Here is a 25,604-nt window from a genome sequence, read left to right on the forward strand (position 1 = left end):
CAGGCTCACGGTAGACTGGCTGTACCCCGTCTCCGGAGCCTGCCGTGAATCGTCCGCAATACCTGGCCAGCCTGCTGCTGGCCGCCGCGCTGCTGATCCTGATTCCCAAAACCCACTTGCTGCCCGCCATGCTGGCCGGATTGCTGGTACACGAGCTGGTGGCCGTGCTGGCCCCGCGTGTGCTGCGCGGCGCGCAGCAGGCGGAGCGGGCACGCTTGCTGGTGGTGGCCGGCATTGCGGCAACCGTATTACTGATTCTAGTCTTGCTGGTCATCGGCGGCCTGTTCCTGCTGCGCAGTGGCAACCCCACGGCGCTGCTGCAGAAAATGGCCGATATCCTGGCCGATACCCGCAGCATGCTGCCAGAAGCGTTTCGCAGCTACCTGCCGGTGGGCACCGACAGTCTGAAGCAGGCTGCGATAGACTGGCTGCGCGAGCACGCCAGCGAGCTGCAGAGCGTCGGCAAGGAAACCGGGCTGATGGTCGCCCACCTGCTGATCGGCATGGTGGTCGGGGCCCTGGTCTCGTTGCGGCAGGTGCGCAGCCACCGCCATGTCGGGCCACTGGCGCAGGCGCTGCAGGAGCGGGCGTTCCGCTTTGCCAATGCCTTCCGCGACGTGGTCTTTGCCCAAGTGACGATTGCGGCCATCAATGCCGTGTTCACCGCCCTCTATCTGGCGGCGGTGCTACCCCTGTTTGGCATTCACCTGCCGCTGACTAAAACCATGATCCTGCTCACTTTCCTGTTTGGTTTGATCCCGGTACTGGGTAATCTGGCCTCCAATACGGTGATCTTTGTGGTCAGCCTCAGCCATTCCCCACAGGTGGCTGTCGCCTCCTTGCTGTACCTGGTGGTGATCCACAAGCTGGAGTATTTTCTCAACGCCCGCATTGTCGGTGCCCGCATCCAGGCAGCTGCCTGGGAACTACTGCTGGCCATGCTGTTGATGGACGCCCTGTTTGGCATCCCTGGTGTGATCCTCGCCCCGATCTACTACGCATACCTGAAACGGGAGCTGTCCGCCGCCGGGCAAATCTGACGCTGGCGAGCCAGGGTTTTCCACTGGCATAATGGATACCATCCTGTCAGGAGCAATCCGAATGAGCATGCAGCAGTGGTGGCTCTATCTGGTTACGGTGTTCGCCATTTCGGCTACACCGGGGCCAAACATGCTGTTGGTGATGCACAGCGGCATGCGCCATGGCCTGCGCGGTGCGCTGGACACCATGGCAGGCTGCATGACCGCCCTGATGGTACTGATGGGCCTGTCAGCCACCGGGCTGGGCCTGCTGCTGTCCACCTCGGCCCATCTGTTTACTGCGTTGCGCTGGCTGGGTGCCGCCTATCTGATCTGGCTGGGCATCCAGTGCTGGCGCCACGCCACCCCCAGGGACAGTGCGCAGCCCAGTACGCCACAACGCCCGGCACAGCGGTTCCGGCAAGGTTTTCTGGTGGCCATCAGCAACCCCAAGGCCATCCTGTTCTTCGGGGCACTGTTTCCGCAGTTCATTCAGCATGATGCGCCGCAAACACCGCAGCTGCTGGTGATGTGCCTGACCTTCCTGATCGTGGAATTTGGCTGGCAGCTCGCCTATGCTTCGGGTGGAGTACGCATTGCGCCGTGGCTGGAAACCCCACGTATCCAGCGTCGTTTCAATCAAACCACCGGTGGGGTGTTCATCGGTTTCGGTGCCTTGATGGCACTGGTACAACAAAAATAGGAAACCACCATCGTGCCCCTGCATACCTGGTTACTGTATATCGTCACCGTCAGCGTCGTCATCATGACGCCGGGCCCTGGCATGCTGCTGGTCATGAACCATGCCTTGCGTTATGGTACCCGCCCTGCGCTGGCGACCATCTCCGGCAATGCCTGCGGCGTACTGTGCCTGATGCTGGTCACCGCTGCCGGGCTGGGCGCCTTGCTGGCCGCTTCCGCTACCGCGTTTGTGGTGCTCAAGCTGGCGGGCGCCGCTTATCTGGTTTACCTGGGCATCCGGGTCTGGCGGGCACCCGCCACGCCGTTTCAGGTGGAGGCCGGCGTGACGATGAGACCGTTGACCACCCTGTTTCGTGATGGCTTGCTGATGGCGCTGAGCAACCCGAAGATCCTGCTGTTCTTCGCGGCTTTGTTCCCGCAGTTCATTGACCCGCATGCCTCCCAAGCCTTGCAACTGGGCATTCTGGCCAGCACCCATCTCAGCATTGAGCTGATCTGCTCCTCGCTGTATCTGCTGGGCAGTCGCAAGCTGGCCCCACTGCTGGCCGAAGCCCGGCGAGTGCGACTGTTCAACCGGACGACCGGGGGCATGTTTGTCGGCTTTGGTTGCCTGCTGGGGCTGTCACAACGATGACACGCTTCGTCGCCCTGCTCGCCCTGTTGTGTTGCCTGCCCGCCAGCGCCGCCTGGCGCACGGTGTACAGCAATAACTCGGTTGCGGTGTCCATGGACGAGAGTACTTGGCAGGTCAAGGGCATGCAGGCCACCCTGTGGACACGGGACCGCTATGTGCAGGCCGCACAAGCCGATCCCGGCGACTTCTACTTCAAAAGCATGAACCAGCAGGCGCAATATGCCTGTGACCGCCACACCATCACCCCGCTGCTGACGGTGTACTACGATTTGGCCGATCAGGAAATCAAGCGCCTGAACGGGGATGGCAAAGCGATCCCGGTGGTGCCCGGCTCGCTGGAGGAGCGCAAGTTCAATCTGGCCTGCAAGGTGACCCCGGTCGGGCTGGTCAAGGAGAACACGCCGCCGCCACCCGGCAAACCGGCAGCGGCCCCGGCAGGCAAACCGGCTACCGGCAAGCCCGCGGACAAGGGCAAACCCGGCGACAAGGCCAACGGCAAAAAGCCGGAAGCCAAGCCCGGCAGCAAACCCGAGGCCAAGCCGGAAACCGCCCTGACCGCCGCCAGTGGCCCGGTCGCCATTGAGCCGCCACAGGGCGAAAGCACGCTGTCTGAAGCTGCGCAAATTCGCAATTTGCTGCAAAACCTGCGCGAGGACAACGATCGCTATCGCAAAGCACGCAATGAAGCTTACTTCAAACCGATCCGTGATGGGCAGTTCCCGCGTGCCACTGTGGTGACCTGTGCGGACTCCCGGGTACAAACCCCGGTGTTCGACCAGAACCCGGAAGGGGACCTGTTCATGGTGCGCAACATCGGCAACCAGCTGGTGAACAGTGAGGGCTCGGTCGAGTATGGGGTGCGTCACCTGAAGACCCCGGTGCTGATTTTTGTCGGCCACGTCGCATGCGGCGCGGTGAAGGCCGCAATGGGCGATTACAGCGAAGAATCCCGCCCGATCCGCAAGGAGCTGGACAACCTGCGGCTGGACAAGAAGCTGAACCTGACCGATAACGTGATTCGCAACGTTCACCTGCAGGTCCGGGCCGGCATGATCAAGTTCGAGCCGGAGGTGAAGGCCGGCAAGCTGGCGGTCATCGGTGCCGTGTATGACTTCCGTAATGACCTCAAGCAGGGCTATGGCAAGCTGGTGTTTGTCGATTACAACGGCGAAACCAGTGCCGCCAAGATCGCCAAACTGATCGGCAGTAGCGACAGCAAGCCCGCAGCCCCCGCCAAACCCGTCAAGAAGAAGCCCTGAGCAGTCTGTCCCGGCTGTCGCCCTGATCCGTCGGGGCGGATCACGCCCTGCAATTTCGTTCAATCCATCCGCATCCGGCTACGGCACACTGAGCACCTTTCACGGATGGAGCAGCACCATGGCTTACCCACACCCCGGCTGGCGGGGTCACCTGCAAGTTGCGCTGGCCATGGCAATGGTCGGCAGTTTTGTGGTGGTCGGCAAGCTGCTGGATGCCGCACTGCCGATCGGCGTACTGTCCTGGCTGCGTTTCAGTGTCGCCTTGCTGGTACTCTGGCCCTGGGTGTACTGGAAAAAACTGCCGCAACCGCAAGGTCGAGAATGGGGGCAACTGGCGCTCGCTGCTTTCTGCGGGGTGTTCGGCTTTTCGCTGTGCACCTTGTATGGGGTGCGCGATCTGCCCGGCATTGAGGCGGGCATTCTGCTTGGCACCCTGCCCGCTTGCGTGGCCCTGGTCGCGTGGGGCTTGCTCAAGCAACGTCCCGATCGCCGTGCCACCATCGCCATTGTGCTGGCCTGCCTCGCCACCGTGCTGCTGCAAACTCCGGCACAGAGCGTGGTCGGCGGGCACGCCCTGCGCGGCAGCGTACTGATCATTCTGGCCTTGCTGGGCGAGGGGGTGTTCGCCGCCATGGGCCAGACACTGGGCCAACGCCTGTCGCCCCTGGTGGTCACCACCTGGGTCAGCACCTTTGCCTGGCTGATGTTCCTGCCGCTGGCGGTCTGGGAAGCCCCTCGGGTCGTCTGGTCACAGCTGGGCTTGCCACACCTGGCCACCATGCTCTATCTGGGGCTGGGCATCACCGTGCTGTGCTTTGTCTTGTTCTTCCATGGCGTACGCCAGATCAGCAGTGCCGCAACTGGCGTACTGACCACGGTACTGCCCCTGTCGGCCACCTTGCTTAGCGCCCTCATCTTGCACGAGCCATTGCAGCTGCAGCATGCGGCCGCCCTGGGTCTGGTGGTCGCCGCGGTACTGGTGGTGGTACGCCCTGCGGTCACGGTTCAGCCTGCTTGAACGCCCATAAAAAAACGGCAGCCGCAGCTGCCGTTTTATCCGCCCGATGTCTGCGGCTTACATGAACTGGGTACCCAGCTTCCAGCACAAAGCAGACACCAGCGCCGCCGCCGGAATGGTCAACACCCAGGCCCAGACGATGCGGCCTGCCAAGCCCCAGCGCACGGCCGAGAAGCGACGTGAAGCGCCCACCCCGACAATGGCGCCGGTGATGGTGTGGGTGGTCGATACCGGCACTCCCAGCGAGGTGGCGAGGAACAGGGTGATCGCCCCGGAGGTTTCGGCGCAGAAGCCGCCCATCGGCTTGAGCTTGGTAATGCCCATGCCCATGGTCTTGACGATACGCCAGCCACCGAACAAGGTGCCCAGCCCCATCGCCACCTGACACGACAGCACCACCCACATCGGCAAACCGGCATGGCTATCCAGCAGGCCATTGGAGATCAGCAACAGCATGATGATGCCCATGGTCTTCTGCGCATCATTGCCACCGTGGCCCAAGCTGTACAGCGCAGCCGACACAAACTGCAGCTTGCGGAAACGCATGTCGACCCCCACCGGCGTGGAGCGGACACACAGCCAGGTCACGATCACCGACAAGGTAATGGCCAGCAGCATGCCCAGCAACGGTGACAGCACAATCGCCACTGCGGTCTTGATGAAGCCACCGCCGATCAGCGCCGTTGGGCCTGCCTTGGCCACCGCGGCCCCGGCCAGACCACCAACCAGTGCGTGCGAGGAGCTGGACGGGATGCCAAAGAACCAGGTAATGATGTTCCAGGTCAGCGCGCCTACCAGTGCGCCGAAGATCACCGCGTTATCCACGATCTCCGGGTGCACGGTCCCCTTGCCGATGGTGGCCGCCACCGTGTGGTCAAATACCAAGAAGGCGATAAAGTTGAAAAAGGCCGCCCACGCCACCGCCAGCTGTGGTGAGAGCACCTGGGTCGACACGATGGTGGCAATTGAGTTGGCCGCATCGTGAAACCCGTTCATGAAGTCGAATGCCAGCGCGAGCAGCACCAGCAAGCCGACCATCAGCATCAGATGAGTCGTCATGGCGCGGGCCTCAGATCCGTTCCAGCACCACGCTGTGGATCACGTCCGCGGCATCTTCGCAACGGTCCACCGCGGCTTCGTACAGCTCGTACAGCTCCTTGGTGGCCAGCAGGACCCGGGCTTCAGTCTCTTCGGCAAACAGGCGGGAGATGCCGTTGCGCATCACGCGGTCGGCATCGTCTTCGATCACCGTGACGTCATGGCAGGCCTTGATGATGCGATCGGCATGGTTCATGTCGTTCAGCATCGCCACCGCTTCTTTCAGCTTCTCGGTTGCACGCAGCACGATCTGGCCCAGTGCAGCCATTTCCGGCGTGAAGCGGGTCAGACCGTACATGGAAGCACGCACCGGAATCTGTTCGATGATGTCGATCACGTCGTCCAGCGCAGTCGCCAGATCCTTGATCTCGCCACGGTCAAACGGCGTCACAAAAGTGCGGTGCAGTGCCAGCAGGATTTCCCGCGACACATCATCCGCCTGACGCTCCAGACCTTCGATGGCTTCAAAATGCCCTTTGAAGGAATGGTCCTGCTCGGCGCTCATGGCCGCCAGATGCTTGGCAGCATTGACGACCAAGTCGGCATGCTGGTTGAACCAGTCAAAAAACTTCTCTTCGCGCGGAGAGACCTTGGCGATCAATGTGGTCAGAAAATTGGACATGACGTGCCCTCCCTTTACAGGCATGCAATGCAACAACTTGATTTTTGGAAACAAAATGGATTCATGCAAGCGGGTCTCTCATCCTTGCGGATGCTGCCCCGCTCAATTCGGCGCGAATTGTGACAGAAAGATGAAAAAGAAGCACGGCCATCTATCCTGAGTGGTGCGCCAATGCGACACCATAGCCGACTTCCGGCGGCATAAAAGCGACACCGGGTGCTGTCTTGGCCACAAAACAAAAACCCCGCTGACCTGAGGTCTGGCGGGGTTTGGCGGCACAAAGCCGGAATTCGTGGTGCCCGGGGTCGGAATCGAACCGACACTCCTTGCGGAACCGGATTTTGAGTCCGGCGCGTCTACCAATTTCACCACCCGGGCGAGCGGAAGGCGAATTATCCATAACTTTCCCCTTCACTGCAAGCCTGCCCCGCTGACAGTCCCCGGCGGGCTGTGTAGAATCAGTTGATTCCCTGAACATGCCGGACCTTTTCACATGTCAACCGACCTCCACGCCTATATGCAAGGGCTGGGCCAACAAGCCCGAGCCGCCTCGCGTTTGATGGCCCGTGCTGAAACCGCGCAAAAGAATGCCGCGCTACTGGCCATCGCCGAGGCGATCGAATCCCGTCGCAGCGAGCTGGTGGCGGCCAACCAGGCCGATCTGGACGCCGCGCGCGCCGCCGGACTGGACAGCGCGCTGCTTGATCGGCTGGCCCTGTCGGACAAGGCGATTGCCACCATGATCGAGGGGCTGCAGCAGATTGCCGCGCTGGCCGACCCGATTGGCGAAATCACCGAGCTCAAATATCGCCCGACCGGCATTCAGGTGGGCAAGATGCGGGTGCCGCTAGGGGTGATCGGCATCATCTATGAGGCTCGGCCCAATGTGACCATTGACGCCGCCGCCTTGTGCCTAAAATCCGGCAATGCCACCATTCTGCGCGGCGGCTCGGAAGCCATCCGCGCCAACCAGGTCCTGGCCCGCTGCATTCGGGATGGCCTGGAGCAAGCCGGTTTACCCGCTGAAGCGGTACAGGTGGTCGACACCACCGACCGCGCCGCTGTAGGCCTCTTGATTACCATGCCGGAATACGTGGACGTGATCGTGCCACGCGGTGGCAAGGGGCTGATCGAGCGCATCAGCCGTGATGCACGGGTACCGGTGATCAAGCACCTGGACGGCATCTGCCATGTCTACATCGACAACGATGCCGATGTAGACATGGCCATCCGGGTGGCCGACAACGCCAAGACCCAGCGCTACGCACCGTGCAACACCATGGAAACCCTGCTGGTACATCAGGACATCGCCGCCACGGTACTACCACAGCTAGCGGACATTTACCGGCGCAAGGAGGTCGAACTGCGTGGCTGCCCGGCCACCCAGGCCCTGCTGCCCGGCATCAAGGCCGCCACTGAGGAAGACTGGGTGACGGAATACCTGGCACCGATCCTGTCGATCCGCATCGTGGCGGATCTGGATGCGGCTATCGAACACATCAACCACTATGGCTCGCACCACACCGACAGCATCATCACCGAGCATTACAGCAAGGCGCGACGTTTCCTGCGCGAGGTGGACTCCAGCTCGGTGATGATCAATGCCTCCACCCGTTTTGCCGATGGCTTCGAGTACGGGCTGGGCGCCGAGATCGGCATCTCTACCGACAAGCTGCATGCACGCGGCCCGGTGGGGCTGGATGGGCTGACCAGCCAGAAGTATGTGGTATTCGGCAATGGGGAAATCCGCCAGTAAGGCCAGGCATGGGCGAGCATCCCGTACACGCCCTGTTTGGCGGCACCTTTGACCCGATCCATAACGGCCATCTGCACATTGCCCGCGCCCTGCGTGATGAGCTGCAGCTGACCTGGCCCGGCGACCAGGTTCGCCTGCTGCCCACTGGCCAGCCGCCGCACCGCGACACCGCCCAGGCCAGCCCGGCTGAGCGGCTCGCCATGTGCCAGCTGGCGGTAGCGGGTGAAACTGGACTGGCGGTAGACGCGCGCGAGGTGTTTCGCACCACACCGTGCTATACCGTAGACACGCTGACGGAAATTCGACAAGAGATTGGCAACGAGGCCCCTTTGTTGTTTCTGATAGGCGGCGACTCGCTGCAGCAGCTGCACCGCTGGCGTGACTGGCAGGGCATTGTGCGGCTGGCCCATCTGGTGGTGGCGCAGCGTCCCGGCAGTGATTTACAGGCGGGTCTGTACCCCGATGTGGCGGACTGGGTCAGCAAAAATCAGCTACCCCCTAGCCGACCAAGGCTAAGTCACGGTAAAATATACGTTTTATCTGCGCCGCCCGTCACCGTCTCGGCAACCGATCTGCGTCAGCGCCTCGCCTTGGGCGAGCCGACGGCAGGTTTGCTGCCCGACGCTGTGCGGCGCTTTATCTTTGATAACGGGCTCTATCATGGAGCCGGCAGGAACTGATATGGAACTCGCTGCAATCAAGGCCGCAGTGGTGGATGCACTGGAAGACGTCAAGGCCAAGGACATCGTGGTGCTGGACGTCGGCCACCTCACCCCGTTGTGGGACGCCTTGATCGTCGCCAGCGGTGACAGTAATCGTCAGGTCAAGGCCCTGGCCAATAATGTAGCCGTCAAGATGAAAGAGCAAGGCGTGCCGGTGCTCTCCGTTGAAGGCGAGCAGTACGGCGAATGGGTGCTGGTAGACCTCGGCAATGTGGTGGTCCACGTCATGCAACCCGCCGTGCGTCAGTATTACAGTCTGGAGCAGTTGTGGGGCGGCCAGAAGCCGACCCCGATGCCCCGGCAGGGCGAATGAGCAGCCCCTCCCAGAACAAGGAAAACAGAGCATGGCGGATCTTCACGTCAATTGGGACGACTATCACAGCCTGATCGAAGACCTGGGTCACCGCATCCAGGTATCGGGCTGGCAGTTCAATCAGGTGGTGTGCATTGCCCGTGGCGGCTTGCGGGTGGGGGATGTACTGGCCCGCATTTTTGATGTGCCACTGGCCATCATGTTCACCTCTTCCTATCGCGAAGAAGGGGGCCGTGTACAAAACCGGCTGGTGATTTCCGAGCACCTGACCATGGCGACGGAAACGCTGGGCGACCGCGTGCTGCTGGTGGACGATCTGGTGGATTCCGGCGTCACCCTGCGTCGGGTGGTGGAAGAGCTGAAGCAGCGCTATCCGCAGATCCAGGACATTCGTACCGGCGTGCTGTGGCAGAAGGAATGCTCGGTGTTCGTGCCGGACTACACCGCCCGCTACCTGGCCGACAATCCGTGGATCCATCAGCCGATGGAGAAATACGACGACATGAAGCCGGCCGATCTGGCCCGCCCGGTGCGGCTGTAAGCCTGCTCTGCCATGAAGCTGTGGCTGATCATTGTCGGGCAGAAACAGCCCGACTGGATCGAGGCGGGCTACGCCGAGTACGCCCGCCGCATGCCGCGCGAGCTGACCATTCAGCTGGTCGAGCTCAAACCGGAAAAACGCGGCGGTGGTAAAACTGCCGAGCAGATCATGGCCGCCGAGAAGGGGCGCATTCTGGACGCCTTGCCGCGTGACTGCCACCTGATCGCGCTGGACGAACGGGGTGCGCGCTGGAGCACCATGGAGCTCAGCCAGCAACTCAGGCAGTGGCAGCAGGATGGCCGCGATGTGGCGCTGGTGATCGGTGGCGCGGACGGGCTGGACCCGGAAATCAAGCAGCGTGCACGTCAGCTGCTGTCACTGTCACCAATGACCTTGCCGCATGGTCTGGCCCGCGTGCTGCTGGCCGAACAGCTCTACCGCGCCCACACCATCCTGCAAAACCACCCTTATCACCGCGAATAGGCATTCTACCGGTACAATGCGGATTGCATCCCAACCACAGCGCAACCGCATGCAGACCCTGCCCATCTTTCTGGCTTCAAACAGTCCGCGTCGCCGCGAACTGCTGACACAAATTGGTGTCAGCTTTGATGTGGTGATCCCCGATATCGACGAAACCCCGTTCCCGTCCGAACACGCTGCCGACTATGTCTGCCGCATGGCCAAGGAAAAGGCCAGTGCGGCCTGGCAACGGTTGCCGGACATTGAAAAGCAAGGCCGTCTGCTGCTCGCTGCCGACACCTGTGTGGTACTCGATGATCAGGTACTGGGCAAACCGCAGGATGGGGCCGATGCCGCCCAGATGTTGTCCCGCTATTCAGGCCGCTGCCACGAGGTGATGACCGCCGTCGCCGTGACTGATGGCCGCACGCTGCGGGTGGACAATGTGGTCACCACCGTGCAGTTCCGTCCGCTCAGTCACGCCGAGATCGCCGCCTATGTCGAAACCGGGGAGCCGATGGACAAGGCTGGGGCCTATGGCATCCAGGGACTGGCGGCCTTGTTTGTAACCCATCTGGAAGGCAGCTATACCGGCGTAATGGGCCTGCCCCTGTATGAAACCGGGCAGCTGTTAAGCCAGTTTGGCTATGATGTACTGCCGCGAACCTTGGACTGAGCCGGATACCCCATGAATCAGGACATCCTCATCAATGTCACCCCGCAGGAAACCCGTGTGGCGGTGATGGAAGACGGTGTGGTGCAGGAGCTGCACATCGAACGTGAAGCGCAGCGCGGGCTGGTCGGCAACATTTACCTCGGCCAGGTGCGGCGGGTACTGCCTGGCATGCAGTCTGCCTTCATTGAGATCGGGCTGGAACGCGCCGCCTTCCTGCACATTGCCGATCTGTTCGAGCAGCGCCACCACCCGAACCCGGACCTGCGCATCGAGAAGCTGCTGCACGAGGGGCAGACCGTGGTGGTGCAGGTGATCAAGGACCCGATCGGCACCAAAGGTGCGCGCCTCTCCACCCAGATTTCGCTGGCGGGCCGTTTTCTGGTGCTGCTGCCACAGGAACACCATATAGGCATCTCGCAGCGCATTGGTAACGACAGCGAGCGCGAGGCACTGAAAGAGCGCCTCACCCGCCTGCTGCCAGCGGATAACCAGCACGGTTACATCCTGCGCACCAGTGCGGAAACCGCTCAAGACGACGAACTGCGTGCCGATATCGACTATCTGCAAAAAATCTGGCGCAGCATTCAAGATGCCGCCAAGCGGGAACCGGCACAGAGTCTGCTGTTTCAGGACCTGTCCATGCCCTTGCGCGTGCTGCGCGATTTCGTCAACCCGGAAACCAAGCGCATTCTGGTCGACTCGCGCGAGACCTTCCAGAAGATGCAGCATTTTGCTGAGCAGTATGTCGCCGGGGTGCTGGAGCGAGTGGTGTACTACACCGGTGAGCGGCCGCTGTTTGAAACCCATGCGGTGGAAGGCGAGATCGAAAAGGCGCTGTCGCGACGGGTTAACCTCAAATTTGGTGGTTACCTGATCATCGACCAGACCGAGGCGATGACCACCATCGACGTCAATACCGGCGGCTTTGTTGGTACCCGCAACTTTGACGACACCATCTTCAAGACCAATCTGGAAGCCACCCAAGCCATTGCCCGCCAGCTGCGCCTGCGCAACCTCGGCGGCATGATCCTGATCGACTTCATCGACATGGACAACCCGGAGCACCGGCAGACGGTACTGCAGGAGCTCAGCAAGGCGATGGCACGCGACCGCACCCGGGTGACGGTGAACGGCTTCACCAATCTCGGGCTGGTGGAGCTGACCCGCAAGCGCACCCGCGAGAGCCTGGCGCACATCCTGTGTGAACCCTGCCCGACCTGTCAGGGGCGGGGCGAGATCAAGACGGCACAGACCATGTGCTACGAGATCCTGCGCGAGATCCTGCGCGAGGCACGCCAGTTCAATGCGCGAGAATACCGCATCCTTGCCTCGCAAGGCGTGATCGACCTGTTTCTGGATGAGGAATCACAAAGCCTTGCCCAGCTGGCCGATTTCATCGGCAAGCCGATCCGCCTGCAGGTCGAGAGTCAATACAATCAGGAACAATACGACGTGGTGCTGGCATGAAACCCGGAAAAACCGGACTGACCCGACTGATACATGCTTTTGGTTACTCTATCGACGGCTTCAAGGCGGGTTGGCGGCGCGAGTCGGCCATCCGTCAGGAGATGGTGGCGATTGTGCTGCTGCTGCCCCTCGGCCTGTGGCTGCCAGTCAGCATCCCGCTGAAGCTGGGCCTGCTGGCCACCACCCTCTCGGTACTGGTCATCGAGCTGCTCAACTCCGCCATTGAGGCGGTGGTTGACCTCGCTTCGCCCGAGCGGCACGACCTTGCCAAGCTGGCCAAAGACCTTGGCAGTGCCGCCGTACTGGTGGCGCTGGTGATCTGCCTTGCCTGCTGGAGCTACGCGCTGTGGCTTGTGTTTGGCCATCGCTAAGCCTATAGTGGGACCATGATCGTGGTCACAATGCCACGGCCTGCCGGGCACTTTCTGCCCGCTGAGCGGTCCCAGCCTTTGACCCTCATCCGGAGTTCGCCATGAACCTTCCCGCCCCCCGTTTGCTCCTGGCACTGCTGCTCAGCAGTGGCCTGCTGTTTGGCTGTGCCTCCAGCAAGTCCGGCAATGTCTACAGTGCAGGCAGTGCGCGTACCGCACAGACTGTGGAATTCGGCGTGGTGCAGAATGTGCGCCAGGTGATCATTGAGGGCAGCAATAGCGGCGTGGGTGCCGCTGGGGGCGCCGTGATTGGCGGCATCGCCGGTAGCCATGTTGGCAAGGGCAGCGGCCAGACCGTGGGTGCCGTGGTCGGTGGCATTCTGGGTGGCCTGGCCGGTAGCGCAGCGGAGCGGGCTGCGACCAAGCGGGATGGCCTCGAGATCACGGTAAAACTCGACAGCGGCCGCATGATTGCCATTGTGCAGGAAGCCGATCAGGCCTTCCGGATTGGCGACAAGGTGCAAGTCCTCAGCGGAGGCGGCGAAGCCCGCGTGACACCGCGCTGAGCGGCAACGACAGGCTGCTTTTCTGGTAGCACACACCCGGCATTCTGTCCGTCACAATGCCTTTTTCTTTCCATGCCACCATTAATATTGCTTGCTATATTATATAACGCTATATTAGCGTTTTTATTGTAATGAGCTTCCCATGTACTTCATCTCTCTGCATTACATTGCGACGCTGGAACAGGTGGATGCCTTGATTCCTGCGCATGTGGAATGGCTGAACGCGGCTTATGCCGAGGGCTGCTTTCTGGCGTCCGGGCGCAAAGTGCCACGCACGGGTGGGGCGATTCTGGCGGTGAACATGCCCCGTGAGCGGCTGGATGCCCTACTGGCCACCGACCCGTTTTACACCGGTGGGGTCGCTGAGTATCAGGTAACCGAATTCAGTCCCGGCATGGCCCACCCGGACTTGCAACACTGGATCGGTCAGTAAGGCGCATGGTACATATCAATGACAACGGGCCCCGCAGGGCCCGTGTTCGTCAGCCAGGTCATGCCGCTCAGGCGGCGACCTGATAGGCCGATTTGATACTGGCCAGCCGTCGCTGGGCGGCCAGCAGGTGATGGGTGGTCATAGTGGCTTCGTGCCCGCAGTCGCAGCGTAGCACGGTATCCGGCGCCGTACTTTTCAGATGTCTTCGCATTTCATGCCCGCAGGCCGTGCATGCCACCACCAGCGTGGCATTCAGGTGTTTGTCGAGGTCAAGATCAAAGGACAACGGCTTCATTGTGGCTACCTCACGGTTACGAAGACAACCCGTCTTTGCCAACGGGAATTTTCATTTTAGACAGCGTAGCTGCCCGTGAGGGGTGCCGTTCGTCGGCGTGTTTCAGGGTGTTTGTGTGGCCATCAAGACTTCTTCTGCGCTGAGATAGCGCCAGGCCCCCAAGGGTAGCTCACCCAGAGCCAGACACCCAATCTGCGCCCGGTGCAGTCCTTCCACCCGATTGCCCGCCGCAGCCACCATGCGTTTCACTTGATGGTATTTGCCCTGCTCGATGGTCAGCGACAGGCTCCGCTCCGACACCCGCTGCGTATCATGCGCGGCCAATGGTACGGTCTCGCCATGCAGCAGCACACCACTCTGCAAGCTATGCAGCTGTTCATCATTGAGCAGGTGTTTGAGCTGGGCCAGATAGCGTTTGGGGACATGGCGCCGCGGATGCATCAGCGCATGCAGCCACGGTCCATCGTCGGACAGCAATAACAAGCCTGTGGTGTCCTGATCCAGCCGCCCGGCAGGCTGCACCCCGCGCAGGCGCAGGGGCTCCGGCAACAGGGCGAACACGCTGGCGTGATGCTGTGGCTGCTGCGAACACTCGTAACCTGCCGGCTTGTGCAACATCAGGTACACCTGCGCCCGGTACCGCCATTCAGTCTCATCAACATGGAAGCAAGTGTCTTGCCAGTCCTGCTCGTAACGCCAGTCCAGACAGGGTTCACCACCCAGTGCCACCCGCCCCGCTTCGATCAGCGCCCGGCACTGCTTGCGGCTGCCAAAACCCTGGCTATGCAGCATGCGCTCCAGATTCACGCGGCAGACGCTCCGAACAGCGCATCCAGCCACGGCGCCAGCCGCTCGCTGGGTCGCGCCACCAGCGCCTGCTCACCGCACACCACAATGGGACGTTCAATCAGCCGAGGATGGGCCACCATGGCCGCCAGCAAATGCGCCCGACTCAGCGAAGCCTCCGCCAGACCCAGTTCCTTGAACTCGGCTTCCTGCTGCCGCATCAACTGGCGCGGATCATCCATGCCCAGCCGCTGCAACAGGCGATCCAGTTCCTCGACTGACGGCGGCTGTTGCAAGTAGGAGACCAGCTCCACCTCAATACCGCGAGCCTGCAGGGTGGCGAGCCCTTGTCGTGATTTGGAGCAAGCCGGATTATGATAATACTGCACCCGCACGGTGCCCTCCCGGTGACAATCGTCATGCAAAGGCGCTATTGTAGCGCCCCGGCACCCACTTCAGGAAAGCACACATGGAAGAGCGCATTACCAATCTGGAAATCAAATTCAGCCTGCAGGATGACCTGCTGGACAGCCTGAACCAGCTGGTAGCCAAGCAGCAACAGCAGATCGACCGCCTGCAGTATGAACTGGTACAAATGGCACAGCAGCTGCGGGCGCTGGAGCACAGTCGCCCGCTGAATGCGGCGGATGACATCCCGCCGCATTACTGAGCAGCCTCAGGAGCCGATCTTCAGCCCGGTAGACTGGGCAATCTGCTTGGCGGCTTCATCCAGCGCCTGCTGGGCATCCGGGTATTTGCCTTGCAGGAAATCGTTCTGCACCTTGACCACCACTTGTGAAGCGGCCGACATGAACGGTGTGCTGCGCACACTGACAATGTGTTGCTGGGTTGCCAGTATGGTCGGCCAGATCTTTTGCCCGCCCCAGTAGGGCTGCGCGGCTTCCACATCCGGACTGTGCAGCGCAGGCAGGTAAGACGGCACCAGTCCATTCTTCAGGAAGATGCCCTGGCTGTCCTTGGTGGCCAGTGCAAACTTGACGAAGGCCCAGGCTGCGTCCTGCGATTTGCTGGTACCCGAAATCGCCAGCGCCGAGCCGCCATTATTGGCGGCACGCAGCCCGCCCTTGTTGAACGCCGGCATCAGATAGACGCCCCATTTGCCGCTCTGCTCCGGCATGGTGTCGCGGATGGAGCCTTCATACCAGGCACCGTCCACCGCCGAGGCAGCCTTGTTGGCCTTGAGCGCCTGCAGGCGTCCATCCCAGTCGCCGGTGCCAATGATGCCGGACGAGACCAGATCCTTCAGCTTGGACATCGCCTTCACGCAGGTAGGCTGGTTGATGGTAATGCGGATGTCGTTGCCACTCTGGGTAAAGTAGGAGCAGCGGTTCTGATTGGCCAGCATTGAGAACCAGCTGTCACCGGTCAGGTGGTTGGACATCGCCATCTTCACCTGCCCGTTGGTGGCTTTGGACAGCTTGAGGCCTGCTGCCTTGAAATCATCCCAGGTTTCAATCTTGCTGGCGTCTATACCCGCCTGCTGGTAAAGGTCGCGCCGGTAGAACACCGCCACCGGGCCGGAATCCCATGGCAGCGCATAGGTGTGCCCTCCCGCCTGCAGCTCAGCCCATTTGAAGGCCGGGAAATCCTTGTTCAGCTGCTGCACACCGAAACGCTCCAGCGTGGCAAAGCACTGCGGGAACTGTTTCCAGTATTTCTCGGCGGCGCTGTTCTCCAGCATCACCACATCGGCCAGCCCCTGCCCTTTGGCTGCACAGGCGGCCAGCGCCTGTTCATAAACCTGATCGGTCGACAGCTCCTTGACCACCACCTTGACGCCGGGATACTGCTTGTTGAACGCTGGCGTCACCTTGCGCAGGGCATCGGCGGCAATATCCCAAGCCCAGACGGTAATCTCGCCACTGGGGGCAGCGTGCAGCGTTGGCGCCGCAATCAAAAGCGTATAGAGAACAGCTTTGGCAATACGGGACGGCTGACGGACAAACGGCATTTCATGTCTCCCACTCTGTTGGTCTGGTGTCTCGGGGGCAGTTGCACCCTGTTATTTGACGGCGCCCGCCGTCATGCCTGCCACAATCTGCCGCTGCAAGAACAGGAACAGCAGCACAAATGGCAGCGTCATTACCAGCACACCGGCCATCACGCCCCCCCAGTGCACCCGGAATCCATTCACCAGTCGCCCGATAGCGACCGGTGCAGTCATCATGTTGTCGTCACTCAATACCAGCATCGGCCACAGGTAGTCGGTCCAGGCCGACAGAAACAGCAAAATGCCCAAGGCCGCCAGCCCCGGTTTGACCATCGGCAGCGCCACCCGCCAGAACGCCTGCCACTCACCCGCGCCATCCATCCGGGCAGCATCCAACACCTCCTGCGGCAGGCTGAGGAAAATCTGCCGCATGAAGAACACCCCGAGCGCATTGGCCATATAGGGCAGCAGCACGCCGAAGCGGTTGTTGGCCAGCCCCAGGTCGCGGGCAATCAGCAGATACTGCGGAATCAGCACCGCACTGAGCGGGATGGTGAGGGTGAACATCACCAGCGAAAAGGTCAGCTTCTGTCCGGTAAAGCGGAAGCGGGCAAAGGCATAGCCCGCCATGGCAGATACCAGCAGTCCGACCACGGTGTAAGTACTGGACAGCAGCGCACTGTTCGCCAGCGCGGTGAAGAACGGCGCACGCTCCTGCAGTACCGCCAGATTGGCCAACAGTTCCTTGCCCGGCAGCCACGGCAAGGGGGTTTGATACAGGGCGGCATCATCATGGCTGGCAAACACCAGCATCAGCCACAGTGGCAATAACCACAGCAGAGACAGCAGCAACATGCCGCCGTTGAACAGCAGTGCGGTGAAGGGGCGCAGTTTCTGCATGGCTTAGTCCTCCCGCCCGACCAGCTTGAACTGGATCAGCGCACCCAGCACCGCCAGCAGTACGATCAGCCAGGCCACCATGGCGGAATAGCCAAAATCGAACATGCGGAAGCCTTGCCGGTACATGTAGAGCGACAAGGTCAAGGTAGCATCTCCGGGGCCACCGGAGGTGATCAGCGCAGGCTCGGCATACAACTGCAGCGTGCCAATCAGCGACAGCACCATGCAGAACAACAGCACATTCTTCAACCGTGGCAGGGTGATGAACCAGAACTGCTGCCAGCGCGATGCCCCATCCAGTCGCGCGGCCTCGTACAGGTCCGCCGGAATCTGCTGCACCCCGGCCAGCAACAGGATGGCGTTGTAGCCGGTCCAGCGCCAGGTTAGCGCGATGGCGATCACTGCCGTAGCGCCGTGGGGTGAGTTCAGCCATTCCACTGGCCCGACGCCCAGGCTGGTCAACCACTGGTTGACCGCACCGAACTGGTCATTGAACAGCAAACGAAACAGCGCCGCGTAAGCCACTTCACCCACCACCACCGGCACAAACAGGGCAAAGCGATGCAGGGCGCGCCAGCGCAGGTTGGGTGAAGCCAGCGCCACCGCCAGTGCGGTGGCCAGCAGCAGCATGAATGGCACTTGCAGCAGGATGATCAGCAGGGTGTTGCGCAATGCGGTCCACAGCATCGGGTCGGACCACAGGCGGCTCAGGTTGCTGAGCGGTGCCCACAGCGCGGGTTGCTGCCGGGTGTCGTGCAGCATCAGCCAGAGGGCATCAGTAATCGGGTACAGCCAGAACAGCCCAAACAGCAGCAGGTAGGGGGCCAGAAAGCCCCAGGCCACACCATTCTGCGCCCAACGGATGCGGGCCCGTACCGGGTGGCCGACGCCCGGCGCGGTCAAGCTCATACTGTCAGTCATGTCATCCCCCGAGACAGGACCTGACCCTGAACAGGGCCTGAGGTCGCGGCTGGCTTGGTACCAGCTCTGTGTGTCGAGGGTCATTCTGTTGCACCGGTCAAGCCCGGCACAACCGATCAATTCTCATGGAATGAATAAAGAGAGCTAATGCATTAGCCGTGTAAACGTCCTGCAGATGCGACATCAGCCCCGCTCGCTGGGCACCACTTTCATGACTTCTTCTACGGTGGTGAGCCCGGCGGCCACTTTCTGCGCCCCGGCCAGACGCAGGGTGCGCATGCCCTCCTGCACCGCCTCGGCGCGCAAGGCATCCAGCTCCACCCCGGTGGCAATCTTGTGGCGCAAGCCGGTGCTGATGCTCATCATCTCATACAGACCGATGCGGCCCCGAAAGCCGGTCATCCGGCATTCCAGACAACCCTTGGCCCGGTAGGCCCCAGTGGGCAGGGGGCCACGGCGCGGGGCCAGCAGCTCGTTCCACAACGCCTCATCCGGTGCGCCCGGCTCCTTGCAGTGCGGGCACAGGGTACGCACCAGCCGCTGCGCCATCACCCCGACCACGGTCGAGCTGATCAGATACGGCGGTACCCCCAGCTCACGCAGGCGGATGATGGCCGAAGGGGCATCATTGGTATGCAGGGTGGATAGCACCAGATGCCCGGTCAGCGCCGCTTGTACCGCCATGTCCGCCGTGTCGCGGTCGCGGATTTCGCCCACCATGATGATGTCCGGGTCCTGCCGCAGCAGCGCCCGCACACTGGCGGCAAAGTCGAGGTCGATCTGCGGCTGCACCTGCATCTGGTTGAATGCGGGCTCGACCATTTCAATCGGGTCTTCCACCGTGCAGACATTCACCTCATCGTTCGCCAGTTGCTTGAGGGTGGTGTACAAGGTGGTGGTCTTGCCGGAGCCGGTCGGCCCGGTAACCAGCACGATGCCGTGCGGCTGGTTCACATAGCCCTGCCAGCGCTGGCTGTCGTCCCGACTGAAACCCAGCTCGGCGAAGTTGCGAATCAGCACCTGCGGGTCGAAGATGCGCATCACCAGCTTCTCACCAAAGGCGGTAGGCAAGGTGGACAGGCGCAGCTCGATTTCACGGCCATCCGGCGACTTGGTCTTGATGCGGCCATCCTGTGGTCGCCGCTTCTCGGCCAGATCCATCCGCCCCAGCACCTTGATGCGGGCGACAATGGCATTCATCACCGTGGCGGGCACCTGATACACCGGGTGCAGCACGCCGTCGATCCGAAAGCGCACGTTGCCACTCTCGCGGCGCGGCTCGACATGAATGTCCGACGCACGCTGCTCATAGGCATACTGGAACAGCCAGTCGACCAGTGCCACCACATGGTGGTCGTTGGCATCGACATCACCGCGTCGCCCCAGTTGCACCAGCTGCTCAAAATTGGCCAGCTGCGGCTGCTGCCCACCCTGTGCCACGGTCTGCTTGACGAAGCGGGACAGATTATTGAATTCCGGCAAGTAACGGGCAATGTCTTGCGGATTGGCCAGCACCCGCTTGATCTTCAAGCCGAGAATCTGCGTCAGCTCCTCCTCCCAGGCACGGGCAAAGGGCTCGGCAGTCGCCACCGTCACGCTGTTACGATCCACCGCCACCGGCAAGATGCCATGGCGGCTGGCATAGGCCTGGGTCAACACCCCACCCACACTGGCCACGTCGATTTTCAGCGGATCAATCACCAGATAGGGCAAACCCACCCGCCCGGCCAGCCAGTGTCCCAGCCAGTCCATGTCCACCAGCGCGTGCGGTGGCTTGGCGCTGTGCCAGTTCTGCGCTGCAATCAGGGTAAACGGGTGTACATCACCATGCACCGAGGTTCGCGCCGGAATCAGGAAGTCCGCAATCTCCGCCTCCCTCAGCACGCCTTCCAGCAACAGGCAATTCAACACCTCCCGTGTCGACAGGCGCGGGTCTGCCTTGCTGCGGATCGGGGAGAAGGTAGAAGCAGGCGCTGCAACCGTCATGATGGCCTTTGATGGAGGATATCCGGAGACGGGCCCATTATAGCCCGGTCAACTCTGGCCGTATCTGCCTTTCAGGTCAGATGGGTCAAGCCGCCTGCACCAGCGGCCCCCACGCGCAGCAAGCATGCAGGATCAAACATTTCTTGATGCGCATCATTCAGAACCGTCCGGACAAGGGGGACACTGGACCCCTGTTCCGGAAGGATGCGCATGATGTCGCTCACCACTACCCTCACCCTTGAACACCGCCAGTGTGACGAGTTGTACACCACCCTGGAAAACACCTTGCGCAACAGTGACTGGCTGCAGGCCGAGCGCCTGTTTGCCCGCTTCAGCGGCAGCCTGCTGCAGCATTTTGTCGATGAAGAGCAACTACTGTTCCCTGCCTTTGAGGCGGTCACCGGCAATCGCAGCGGGCCGACCCAGGTCATGCGCTTTGAGCACCAGCAGATACGGGATGAACTGGATGCGCTGCAGCATGGCATACAGCAGCGCGACCGCTCGGCGGCCATTGGTCATGCCGACACCCTGCTGATCCTGATCCAGCAACATAATGTGAAAGAAGAAAACATTCTCTACCCGATGTGCGAGCAGCGCATTCCGGATATCGCGCAACGCTGGCAGGAGCGGCATCATGTCGCCGCGTGACCTGCGCGGCATGGTGCCACCCGAACCGATGGAAATCATCCTGGATGCGGTAGACACGGCAGCGGCGGGCAGCCAGCTGCAATACCTGTTACCGCATTTTCCGCAACCGCTGCTGCCCTACCTGCAGCAGCGCGGGGTGTTTTACGACAGCGAGATGTTGCCGGACTATAGCGGCGTGGTGCTGACCCTGACCTTGCCGTGACCGCAGTGCTGCCCCAGCTGGATCAGGCTCCGCCACTGACGCTACCGCTACGCTTCTTCGTCGCCGGGCTGCTCTGGCTGCTGCCCGCCTTGCTGGCGCTGGGCTGGAGCGAGGGGGCCTACCCCTCACTCTCACTGCTGATTCCGCTGCACCTGTTTACGCTGGGCGTGCTCGGTAACATCATGCTCGGTGCGCTGCTGCAGTTGCTGGCGGTGCTCTCCGGCTGGCGCTGCAGTCAGCCCGGCTGGTGGACGATCGGCCTGTGGGGCGGCTGGCAACTGGGCACCCTCAGCCTGATCACGGCATTTCTGCAGGAATTTTCCCCATTCTGGTTACAGCTGACCAGTGTGCTGTTCACTGTGGTAGCCCTGCATTTGGCCACCTTGCTGTGGCAGGTGTGGCGTTTGCCGACACGGGATGGCAGCAGCCGCAGTCTGCGCATGGCGCTGCTGTGCCTGCTGCTGACCCTGTTGCTGGGCGGCGCCATGCTGCAGGTGCTGACCGGTCAGCTGCCGCTGCCACTGGCCCGCCTGCTGGTGTGGCACCGCCTGTTGGCGCAAGGCTGGGTGCTGCTGCTGATCATGGCCGTGGCACAAAGCGTGGCGCCCTTGTTTCTGATGACGCCCCCTTACCCGCCCGTCTGGCAGCGGCATGCCTGGTGGGGCTGGCCCACTTGCCTGTTACTGGCCGCGCTGTGCATGGCCCGCTGGCCCGATCAGGGCGGCAGCTTGTGGGCCTGGCTCCCGGCGCTGTGCTTTTGCGGGCTGACCTGGCGTCGGCTGCAACAGACCCGACGCCATAGCGAATGGCTGCTGCCCTACTGGCGGCTGGCGCTGGCATGGCTATCCGTACTGTTGTTGCTGTGGCCGCTGTTCAGCTGGCAAACGCTGCCCGGTTGGCTGGGGCGCTTGCTGGGCTGGGGCTGGCTGTGCGGGCTGGCACTCACATTGGTCCTGGGCATGCTGCACCGTATCGTACCTTTCCTGTTGTGGCTGGACCTGAAGAACCTGGCCCCGCCGCGTTACAAACTGCCCAGCCTGCAGGATTTCATCAGTGAGCAGCATGCCCGGCGCAACTTGCAATTATGGCTGGGTGTCCAGGCCTGCGCCTTGTGCTGGATTGCCTACCCGCTGTGGGGGCGTTGGCTGCTGGCGACCAGCCTGTTGCTGCTGTGGGGTACCCTGCTGCAGCTGGGGTGCCAGGCCTGGCAACGCCACCACCGGCTGCGTCGCCAGTTACCCGCACACGGCGATGCACACGCTTGACCACGCTCCGACCCAAGGCGGATGCGCCCGGGATTGATTGATACGCATCAATGCCTCGGCTAGCCCGCAAAACGTACAGTCCTCCCTGACCAGCCGGCATTCCGGCCAAATCTAGAAAGGGAGGTCGCAATGAGCGCCAGCTTTACCAAATCGGCCGCGCGCAACATGTTCTATGGTGGGGGGGTGTTTTTCTTCCTGTTGTTTGTCGGTCTGACCGTGGATACCGTCCGGACATCCCCCAAACGGGACAACAGTGCCAACCTGACCGAGCAAGTGGTGCGCGGCAAGCGACTGTGGGAAGTCAATAACTGCATTGGCTGTCACACCCTGCTGGGTGAAGGCGCTTACTTTGCACCGGAGCTGGGTAATGTCTATACCCGTCGTGGCCCCGAGTTCATCAAGGCCTGGATCAAGGCACAACCCACCGGCGCACCGGGTCGTCGTCAGATGCCGAACTTCCATCTGACCGACAGCGAGCTGGACGATCTGGTGGCCTTCCTCAAATACACGGGTGAGATTGATACCAGCAAGTGGCCCCCCAACAAGGAAGGCTGATCCGAATGCCCTCCTCTGACTTTTCCAGCATTGCAAGGAGCTTTGCATGACCACCTCCGCGACGGCCACCCTGCCGCCCGCAAGCGCAGGGAACAAAGCACCCGCGAGCGCCCAGCTGAAATACGCTTCGCAAGCGGTTGCCAAACCTTACTTTATTGCCGCCATTGGCCTGTTTGTCGGGCAGATCATCTTTGGTCTGCTGATGGGCCTGCAGTACGTGATCGGGGACTTCCTGTTCCCGGCCATTCCCTTCAACGTGGCACGGATGGTGCATACCAATCTGCTGATCGTCTGGCTGCTGTTCGGCTTCATGGGGGCAGGCTACTACCTGATCCCGGAAGAGTCCGAGCGGGAGCTGCACAGCCCGAAACTGGCCATCCTCACCTTCTGGGTATTCCTGGTGGCCGGGGCGCTGACCATTGTCGGCTATCTCTCGGTTCCCTATGCCACGCTGGCCAAGATGACCGGTAACGACATCCTGCCAACCATGGGCCGGGAATTCCTGGAGCAACCCACGCTGACCAAAATCGGCATCGTACTGGTGGCCTTGTCCTTCCTGTTCAACCTGAGCATGACGGTACTCAAGGGCCGCAAGACCAGCATCACCCTGGTGATGATGCTCGGCCTGTGGGGGCTGGCGGTATTCTTCCTGTTCTCCTTCTACAATCCGCACAACCTGGTACTGGACAAGTACTTCTGGTGGTGGGTGGTTCACCTGTGGGTGGAAGGCGTGTGGGAACTGATCATGGGTGCCATGCTGGCCTTCGTGCTGATTAAGGTCACCGGCATTGACCGCGAAGTGGTGGAGAAGTGGCTGTATGTGATCATCGCCATGACCCTGATCTCCGGCATTATCGGCACCGGCCACCATTACTTCTGGATCGGTACACCGACCTACTGGCAGCCGCTGGGTTCCATCTTCTCCGCGATTGAACCCATCCCCTTCTTCATGATGACGCTGTTTGCCTTCAACGCGGTGAACAAGCGCCGTCGTGAGCACCCGAACAAGGCCGCCGTGCTGTGGGCGCTGGGTACCGGGGTGATGTCCTTCCTTGGCGCCGGGGTGTGGGGTTTCCTGCATACGCTGGCCCCGATCAACTACCTGACCCACGGTACGCAGATCACCGCCAGCCACGGTCACATGGCCTTCTATGGTGCTTACGCCATGGTGGTGATGACCATGATCTCCTACAGCATGCCGCTGATGCGGGGTCGTGAAGCCAACAGCAATGCCTCGCAAGTAGTGGAAATGTGGTCGTTCTGGCTGATGACAGTGGCGATGGTGTTCATCACCCTGTTCCTCACTGCGGCGGGCATCCTGCAGGTGTGGATGCAACGCATGGGCGACCAGCCGCTGCCCTTCATGGCTGCCCAAGAGAAGATCGCCTTCTTCTACTGGCTGCGTGAAGGGGCCGGGGTGGTCTTCATGATTGGTCTGGTGGTCTATATCGCCAGCTTCTTCATCAAGGGTCGCGAAGACGCCTGAGCCTCACCCGGACTGAAGGCGCCCTGCGGGGCGCCTTTTTTATGACCCGCCACAGCTTCAACCCGGTCTGCCTTCCCTTGTTATCCATCAAGGCAGCCTGATCATCCTCGGCGCATGCTGGCAGCAACCTGCTTTGGAGCCCGAGATGAACGCCCCTGCCCTGCCCAGCACCCACATCCCTTTCTATCAACCGGTGGCCGACGAATGTGCCGTATTCGAGCAGGCCTGGCGCCAGCAGCTGCCCATCCTGATCAAGGGACCGACCGGTTGTGGCAAGACCCGCTTTGTCAGCCATATGGCTGCCGTGCTGGGGCTGCCGCTGTTTACCGTATCCTGCCATGATGATCTGAGCGCGGCGGATCTGGTGGGCCGCCATCTGATTGCCGATGGTGACACCCGCTGGTGCGACGGCCCCTTGACCCGTGCGGTACGCAGTGGGGGCATCTGCTATCTGGACGAGGTGGTGGAAGCGCGCAAGGACACCACGGTGGTACTGCACCCCTTGACCGATGACCGCCGCATCCTGCCGATTGAGCGCACCGGTGAAGAATTACAGGCGCCACCGGGCTTCATGCTGGTGGTGTCGTACAACCCCGGCTACCAGCATGTGCTGAAGACCCTGAAACCGTCGACCCGGCAACGCTTTGTCGCGCTCAGCTTTGATTTTCCGGCACCGGCCGTCGAGCTGGCCGTCATCCAGCAGGAAAGCGGGCTGGATGCCCCCCGTGCCCAGCAGCTGGTCACGCTGGCCGGTCAATTGCGTCGACTGGGAGGCTACGACCTCGACGAAGCAGTCAGCACCCGCTTGCTGGTCTACTGCGGCAAGTTGATGATGAGCGGCATGTCCCCGCTGACCGCCTGCCGGGTGGCCCTGGTCGAGCCGCTGAGTGACGACCCGGACACCCTGGCCGCCTTGCAGCAGGTGGTGCTCACCCAGTTCGGAGCCTGAA

The 25,604-nt window shown here is 61.6% G+C and carries 31 protein-coding genes and 1 tRNA gene; 22 read left to right on the top strand and 10 right to left on the bottom strand.

Going from position 1 to position 25,604, the window contains the following annotated elements; translation table 11 throughout:
- The first annotated feature begins 44 nt into the window (after window positions 1-44).
- From HF682_RS08320 to HF682_RS08340, 5 genes are all read left to right on the top strand, one after another.
- A complete protein-coding gene (locus HF682_RS08320; RefSeq protein ID WP_168876711.1) occupies window positions 45-1,040 on the top strand; it encodes an AI-2E family transporter in 996 nt (331 codons plus the stop codon).
- A 61-nt stretch (window positions 1,041-1,101) separates the two neighbouring features.
- Complete coding sequence (locus tag HF682_RS08325) at window positions 1,102-1,722, top strand: LysE family translocator (protein WP_168876712.1); 621 nt, start codon at window positions 1,102-1,104, stop codon at window positions 1,720-1,722.
- A 12-nt stretch (window positions 1,723-1,734) separates the two neighbouring features.
- The gene (locus tag HF682_RS08330; protein ID WP_168876713.1) at window positions 1,735-2,355 is read left to right on the top strand and encodes a LysE family translocator; all 621 of its coding nucleotides are present in this window, start codon (window positions 1,735-1,737) and stop codon (window positions 2,353-2,355) included.
- Complete coding sequence (locus HF682_RS17955; protein WP_168876714.1) at window positions 2,352-3,614, top strand: carbonic anhydrase; 1,263 nt, start codon at window positions 2,352-2,354, stop codon at window positions 3,612-3,614. Before HF682_RS08330 ends, HF682_RS17955 begins: the two co-directional genes overlap by 4 nt.
- 118 nt (window positions 3,615-3,732) lie before the next feature.
- Window positions 3,733-4,632 (top strand): DMT family transporter, encoded by a 900-nt coding sequence (locus tag HF682_RS08340; RefSeq protein ID WP_168876715.1) that lies wholly within the window; start codon window positions 3,733-3,735, stop codon window positions 4,630-4,632.
- 57 nt (window positions 4,633-4,689) lie between these two features.
- Here HF682_RS08340 and HF682_RS08345 read toward each other — a convergent pair whose 3' ends face one another.
- The 3 genes from HF682_RS08345 to HF682_RS08355 all read right to left on the bottom strand — a co-directional run bounded on the left by HF682_RS08345 (window position 4,690) and on the right by HF682_RS08355 (window position 6,730).
- Entirely contained in the window at window positions 4,690-5,691 is a 1,002-nt protein-coding gene (locus HF682_RS08345; protein WP_168876716.1) for an inorganic phosphate transporter, read from the bottom strand.
- Window positions 5,692-5,701: 10 nt separating this feature from the next.
- Window positions 5,702-6,352, bottom strand: a complete 651-nt coding sequence (locus tag HF682_RS08350; RefSeq protein WP_168876717.1) for a DUF47 domain-containing protein — start codon at window positions 6,350-6,352, stop codon at window positions 5,702-5,704.
- 293 nt (window positions 6,353-6,645) lie between these two features.
- A tRNA-Leu gene (locus HF682_RS08355) sits at window positions 6,646-6,730 on the bottom strand.
- Between the two features lie 115 nt (window positions 6,731-6,845).
- Between HF682_RS08355 and HF682_RS08360 the strand changes: the two genes are divergently transcribed.
- From HF682_RS08360 to HF682_RS08405, 10 genes are all read left to right on the top strand, one after another.
- Window positions 6,846-8,108 (top strand): glutamate-5-semialdehyde dehydrogenase, encoded by a 1,263-nt coding sequence (locus tag HF682_RS08360; RefSeq protein ID WP_168876718.1) that lies wholly within the window; start codon window positions 6,846-6,848, stop codon window positions 8,106-8,108.
- A gap of 8 nt (window positions 8,109-8,116) precedes the next feature.
- Window positions 8,117-8,788, top strand: coding sequence for a nicotinate-nucleotide adenylyltransferase (gene nadD, locus HF682_RS08365; RefSeq protein WP_168876719.1), 672 nt, complete (start codon window positions 8,117-8,119; stop codon window positions 8,786-8,788).
- Window position 8,789: 1 nt separating this feature from the next.
- Window positions 8,790-9,143 (top strand): ribosome silencing factor, encoded by a 354-nt coding sequence (rsfS, locus tag HF682_RS08370; RefSeq protein ID WP_168876720.1) that lies wholly within the window; start codon window positions 8,790-8,792, stop codon window positions 9,141-9,143.
- 31 nt (window positions 9,144-9,174) lie between these two features.
- The gene (locus HF682_RS08375; protein ID WP_168876721.1) at window positions 9,175-9,684 is read left to right on the top strand and encodes a phosphoribosyltransferase; all 510 of its coding nucleotides are present in this window, start codon (window positions 9,175-9,177) and stop codon (window positions 9,682-9,684) included.
- A 12-nt stretch (window positions 9,685-9,696) separates the two neighbouring features.
- Window positions 9,697-10,167, top strand: a complete 471-nt coding sequence (rlmH, locus tag HF682_RS08380) for a 23S rRNA (pseudouridine(1915)-N(3))-methyltransferase RlmH (protein WP_168876722.1) — start codon at window positions 9,697-9,699, stop codon at window positions 10,165-10,167.
- A gap of 49 nt (window positions 10,168-10,216) precedes the next feature.
- The gene (locus HF682_RS08385; protein ID WP_168876723.1) at window positions 10,217-10,822 is read left to right on the top strand and encodes a Maf family protein; all 606 of its coding nucleotides are present in this window, start codon (window positions 10,217-10,219) and stop codon (window positions 10,820-10,822) included.
- A 12-nt stretch (window positions 10,823-10,834) separates the two neighbouring features.
- Window positions 10,835-12,289 carry a ribonuclease G gene (rng, locus tag HF682_RS08390; protein WP_168876724.1) on the top strand — a complete coding sequence of 485 codons (1,455 nt, stop codon included), beginning with the start codon at window positions 10,835-10,837 and terminating at the stop codon, window positions 12,287-12,289.
- Complete coding sequence (locus tag HF682_RS08395; protein ID WP_168876725.1) at window positions 12,286-12,660, top strand: diacylglycerol kinase; 375 nt, start codon at window positions 12,286-12,288, stop codon at window positions 12,658-12,660. Before rng ends, HF682_RS08395 begins: the two co-directional genes overlap by 4 nt.
- Window positions 12,661-12,761: 101 nt before the next feature.
- On the top strand, window positions 12,762-13,226 hold the full coding sequence (locus tag HF682_RS08400; protein WP_168876726.1) for an outer membrane lipoprotein: 465 nt from the start codon (window positions 12,762-12,764) through the stop codon (window positions 13,224-13,226).
- Between the two features lie 142 nt (window positions 13,227-13,368).
- The gene (locus HF682_RS08405) at window positions 13,369-13,659 is read left to right on the top strand and encodes a YciI family protein (protein ID WP_168876727.1); all 291 of its coding nucleotides are present in this window, start codon (window positions 13,369-13,371) and stop codon (window positions 13,657-13,659) included.
- A gap of 67 nt (window positions 13,660-13,726) precedes the next feature.
- Here HF682_RS08405 and HF682_RS08410 read toward each other — a convergent pair whose 3' ends face one another.
- The 3 genes from HF682_RS08410 to arsC form a co-directional block, all read right to left on the bottom strand.
- The gene (locus HF682_RS08410; protein WP_168876728.1) at window positions 13,727-13,954 is read right to left on the bottom strand and encodes a hypothetical protein; all 228 of its coding nucleotides are present in this window, start codon (window positions 13,952-13,954) and stop codon (window positions 13,727-13,729) included.
- A gap of 102 nt (window positions 13,955-14,056) precedes the next feature.
- Window positions 14,057-14,761 carry a 16S rRNA pseudouridine(516) synthase gene (locus HF682_RS08415; protein WP_168876729.1) on the bottom strand — a complete coding sequence of 235 codons (705 nt, stop codon included), beginning with the start codon at window positions 14,759-14,761 and terminating at the stop codon, window positions 14,057-14,059.
- Complete coding sequence (gene arsC, locus HF682_RS08420; RefSeq protein WP_168876730.1) at window positions 14,758-15,135, bottom strand: arsenate reductase (glutaredoxin); 378 nt, start codon at window positions 15,133-15,135, stop codon at window positions 14,758-14,760. Before arsC ends, HF682_RS08415 begins: the two co-directional genes overlap by 4 nt.
- A gap of 74 nt (window positions 15,136-15,209) precedes the next feature.
- On the opposite strand from arsC, the gene HF682_RS08425 reads away from it, so the two are divergent.
- Window positions 15,210-15,410 carry a SlyX family protein gene (locus HF682_RS08425; protein WP_168876731.1) on the top strand — a complete coding sequence of 67 codons (201 nt, stop codon included), beginning with the start codon at window positions 15,210-15,212 and terminating at the stop codon, window positions 15,408-15,410.
- A 6-nt stretch (window positions 15,411-15,416) separates the two neighbouring features.
- Here HF682_RS08425 and HF682_RS08430 read toward each other — a convergent pair whose 3' ends face one another.
- The 4 genes from HF682_RS08430 to tfpB form a co-directional block, all read right to left on the bottom strand.
- A complete protein-coding gene (locus tag HF682_RS08430; protein WP_168876732.1) occupies window positions 15,417-16,712 on the bottom strand; it encodes an ABC transporter substrate-binding protein in 1,296 nt (431 codons plus the stop codon).
- A 51-nt stretch (window positions 16,713-16,763) separates the two neighbouring features.
- Window positions 16,764-17,591 carry a carbohydrate ABC transporter permease gene (locus tag HF682_RS08435; protein WP_168876733.1) on the bottom strand — a complete coding sequence of 276 codons (828 nt, stop codon included), beginning with the start codon at window positions 17,589-17,591 and terminating at the stop codon, window positions 16,764-16,766.
- Between the two features lie 3 nt (window positions 17,592-17,594).
- Window positions 17,595-18,512 (bottom strand): carbohydrate ABC transporter permease, encoded by a 918-nt coding sequence (locus tag HF682_RS08440; RefSeq protein WP_205881944.1) that lies wholly within the window; start codon window positions 18,510-18,512, stop codon window positions 17,595-17,597.
- Window positions 18,513-18,695: 183 nt separating this feature from the next.
- The gene (gene tfpB / locus HF682_RS08445; RefSeq protein WP_168876734.1) at window positions 18,696-20,498 is read right to left on the bottom strand and encodes a type IV pilus assembly ATPase TfpB; all 1,803 of its coding nucleotides are present in this window, start codon (window positions 20,496-20,498) and stop codon (window positions 18,696-18,698) included.
- A gap of 210 nt (window positions 20,499-20,708) precedes the next feature.
- Here tfpB and HF682_RS08450 point away from each other — a divergent pair, with 210 nt between their 5' ends.
- The 6 genes from HF682_RS08450 (at window position 20,709) to HF682_RS08475 (ending at window position 25,603) form a co-directional block, all read left to right on the top strand.
- Window positions 20,709-21,146, top strand: coding sequence for a hemerythrin domain-containing protein (locus HF682_RS08450; RefSeq protein WP_168876735.1), 438 nt, complete (start codon window positions 20,709-20,711; stop codon window positions 21,144-21,146).
- Window positions 21,133-21,348 (top strand): DUF2249 domain-containing protein, encoded by a 216-nt coding sequence (locus HF682_RS08455; protein ID WP_168876736.1) that lies wholly within the window; start codon window positions 21,133-21,135, stop codon window positions 21,346-21,348. Before HF682_RS08450 ends, HF682_RS08455 begins: the two co-directional genes overlap by 14 nt.
- Complete coding sequence (locus tag HF682_RS08460) at window positions 21,345-22,613, top strand: hypothetical protein (protein WP_168876737.1); 1,269 nt, start codon at window positions 21,345-21,347, stop codon at window positions 22,611-22,613. The genes HF682_RS08455 and HF682_RS08460 overlap by 4 nt, the downstream gene beginning before the upstream one ends.
- A gap of 129 nt (window positions 22,614-22,742) precedes the next feature.
- On the top strand, window positions 22,743-23,168 hold the full coding sequence (locus tag HF682_RS08465) for a c-type cytochrome (protein WP_168876738.1): 426 nt from the start codon (window positions 22,743-22,745) through the stop codon (window positions 23,166-23,168).
- Window positions 23,169-23,214: 46 nt separating this feature from the next.
- Window positions 23,215-24,654: a cbb3-type cytochrome c oxidase subunit I gene (locus HF682_RS08470; RefSeq protein WP_168876739.1), complete on the top strand. Its 1,440-nt coding sequence runs from the start codon at window positions 23,215-23,217 to the stop codon at window positions 24,652-24,654.
- Window positions 24,655-24,799: 145 nt separating this feature from the next.
- Window positions 24,800-25,603: a CbbQ/NirQ/NorQ/GpvN family protein gene (locus tag HF682_RS08475; protein ID WP_168876740.1), complete on the top strand. Its 804-nt coding sequence runs from the start codon at window positions 24,800-24,802 to the stop codon at window positions 25,601-25,603.
- The last annotated feature ends 1 nt before the right edge of the window (window position 25,604 follow it).

Origin of the sequence: Leeia aquatica (assembly GCF_012641365.1) — a bacterium.
Classification (GTDB): Bacteria; Pseudomonadota; Gammaproteobacteria; order Burkholderiales; family Leeiaceae; genus Leeia; species Leeia aquatica.

Coding starts and splice junctions, on each gene's coding strand:
- HF682_RS08325 (WP_168876712.1), top strand. CDS start 1,102: ATGAGCATGCAGCAGTGGTGGCTCTATCTGGTTACGGTGTTCGCCATT.
- HF682_RS17955 (WP_168876714.1), top strand. CDS start 2,352: ATGACACGCTTCGTCGCCCTGCTCGCCCTGTTGTGTTGCCTGCCCGCC.
- HF682_RS08340 (WP_168876715.1), top strand. CDS start 3,733: ATGGCTTACCCACACCCCGGCTGGCGGGGTCACCTGCAAGTTGCGCTG.
- HF682_RS08345 (WP_168876716.1), bottom strand. CDS start 5,691: ATGACGACTCATCTGATGCTGATGGTCGGCTTGCTGGTGCTGCTCGCG.
- HF682_RS08350 (WP_168876717.1), bottom strand. CDS start 6,352: ATGTCCAATTTTCTGACCACATTGATCGCCAAGGTCTCTCCGCGCGAA.
- HF682_RS08360 (WP_168876718.1), top strand. CDS start 6,846: ATGTCAACCGACCTCCACGCCTATATGCAAGGGCTGGGCCAACAAGCC.
- nadD (WP_168876719.1), top strand. CDS start 8,117: ATGGGCGAGCATCCCGTACACGCCCTGTTTGGCGGCACCTTTGACCCG.
- rsfS (WP_168876720.1), top strand. CDS start 8,790: ATGGAACTCGCTGCAATCAAGGCCGCAGTGGTGGATGCACTGGAAGAC.
- HF682_RS08375 (WP_168876721.1), top strand. CDS start 9,175: ATGGCGGATCTTCACGTCAATTGGGACGACTATCACAGCCTGATCGAA.
- rlmH (WP_168876722.1), top strand. CDS start 9,697: ATGAAGCTGTGGCTGATCATTGTCGGGCAGAAACAGCCCGACTGGATC.
- HF682_RS08385 (WP_168876723.1), top strand. CDS start 10,217: ATGCAGACCCTGCCCATCTTTCTGGCTTCAAACAGTCCGCGTCGCCGC.
- rng (WP_168876724.1), top strand. CDS start 10,835: ATGAATCAGGACATCCTCATCAATGTCACCCCGCAGGAAACCCGTGTG.
- HF682_RS08395 (WP_168876725.1), top strand. CDS start 12,286: ATGAAACCCGGAAAAACCGGACTGACCCGACTGATACATGCTTTTGGT.
- HF682_RS08400 (WP_168876726.1), top strand. CDS start 12,762: ATGAACCTTCCCGCCCCCCGTTTGCTCCTGGCACTGCTGCTCAGCAGT.
- HF682_RS08405 (WP_168876727.1), top strand. CDS start 13,369: ATGTACTTCATCTCTCTGCATTACATTGCGACGCTGGAACAGGTGGAT.
- HF682_RS08410 (WP_168876728.1), bottom strand. CDS start 13,954: ATGAAGCCGTTGTCCTTTGATCTTGACCTCGACAAACACCTGAATGCC.
- HF682_RS08425 (WP_168876731.1), top strand. CDS start 15,210: ATGGAAGAGCGCATTACCAATCTGGAAATCAAATTCAGCCTGCAGGAT.
- HF682_RS08430 (WP_168876732.1), bottom strand. CDS start 16,712: ATGCCGTTTGTCCGTCAGCCGTCCCGTATTGCCAAAGCTGTTCTCTAT.
- HF682_RS08435 (WP_168876733.1), bottom strand. CDS start 17,591: ATGCAGAAACTGCGCCCCTTCACCGCACTGCTGTTCAACGGCGGCATG.
- HF682_RS08440 (WP_205881944.1), bottom strand. CDS start 18,512: ATGACTGACAGTATGAGCTTGACCGCGCCGGGCGTCGGCCACCCGGTA.
- tfpB (WP_168876734.1), bottom strand. CDS start 20,498: ATGACGGTTGCAGCGCCTGCTTCTACCTTCTCCCCGATCCGCAGCAAG.
- HF682_RS08450 (WP_168876735.1), top strand. CDS start 20,709: ATGATGTCGCTCACCACTACCCTCACCCTTGAACACCGCCAGTGTGAC.
- HF682_RS08455 (WP_168876736.1), top strand. CDS start 21,133: ATGTCGCCGCGTGACCTGCGCGGCATGGTGCCACCCGAACCGATGGAA.
- HF682_RS08465 (WP_168876738.1), top strand. CDS start 22,743: ATGAGCGCCAGCTTTACCAAATCGGCCGCGCGCAACATGTTCTATGGT.
- HF682_RS08470 (WP_168876739.1), top strand. CDS start 23,215: ATGACCACCTCCGCGACGGCCACCCTGCCGCCCGCAAGCGCAGGGAAC.
- HF682_RS08475 (WP_168876740.1), top strand. CDS start 24,800: ATGAACGCCCCTGCCCTGCCCAGCACCCACATCCCTTTCTATCAACCG.